This window comes from Catellatospora sp. NPDC049133, from assembly GCF_040648455.1.
GTDB classification, from domain to species: Bacteria; Actinomycetota; Actinomycetes; order Mycobacteriales; family Micromonosporaceae; genus Catellatospora; species Catellatospora aurea.
This window is the reverse complement of sequence record NZ_JBEZDT010000101.1, coordinates 1-1,045: the sequence shown is the minus strand read 5'-3', so window position 1 is coordinate 1,045 and position 1,045 is coordinate 1. Positions and strand designations below refer to the sequence as shown.

The window sequence follows — 1,045 nt, the reverse complement described above, 5'->3', positions numbered from 1 at the left end:
GATGACACCAGCAGGAAAAAATGATAATTTGACATAAGAAAATTCCTAGTCCTGTTTGCATGATAATAATCACAATCCTCAACCATGCAATTCAAGTGGATATTCGCGCCAAGGGAATGCTTCTCAACCTTAATTATTCGACAGAACGACTTTGCAAAGAGTGACCTCCGTATGAACGCCCGTTCTTATCAGGAATTACTGAACAGCAAGCAGCGCCTGGCATTATTTCTTTTTCTGATAATGAATGCCGCCTCTTCCGTATTTACATTATTGTTCCCTTTTAGGGATACGCCCGCATTTACCCTACCTTTATTATGTATACCGCTATTTTGTCTGGTAGCAGCGCTATTTTCTCTGCAAACGCCACGTAAATATTTGTGCAAACTCAACCTGTTCTCCAGCGTGCTTGGCCTGCTGTGGGCCGCACATATTTACGTTAAAAGTCAATATTGCTTGCCGAATAACCAAGATTTTTTATTAATTAGTTTGTTCAGCATCTTTTTTATCAGCGCTATTTCTCTGACGGATAACTTTACCGCCTTTTGTTTACACGCCGTGCCTTCCGCAATGGTGATCCTGGCTTTAGACGGCATGCATAATACCCTGCGGATATTATTCACCACGCTATTACCTATTATCGCTTTCTCCATTCATCACCTGATGTTGAAACGCAGTGAAATCTTTACCCACGCGCTGGTGGCCAACCTGTATAACGAGCGGGACAAATTCAATAATTTGAGCATGCTCGATCCCCTGACCGGCCTTTATAACCGGCGTGGCCTGGAAAATAAGATCACTATGCTGCTGGAACCGCAAACCGGCCGCCACTACGTGCTGCTGCTGGATATCGACCACTTCAAGGTCTACAACGACAGCTACGGCCACGCCATGGGCGACCGGGCTCTGGTGCAGGTAGCGGTCGCCATTCGCGATGCGGTGCGTTCGCGCGACATCGTGGTGCGTTACGGCGGGGAAGAGTTTTTGGTGCTGCTGACCAACGTGCACGAAGCCCAGTAATCCACCGGACCGAGGTCACGCACACTAC

The 1,045-nt window shown here is 47.3% G+C and carries 1 protein-coding gene; it reads left to right on the top strand.

Annotated features, from left to right (window positions below):
• Positions 1-84 precede the first annotated feature (84 nt).
• Entirely contained in the window at positions 85-1,017 is a 933-nt protein-coding gene (locus AB0B35_RS42185; protein ID WP_361057555.1) for a GGDEF domain-containing protein, read from the top strand.
• Positions 1,018-1,045 lie beyond the last annotated feature (28 nt).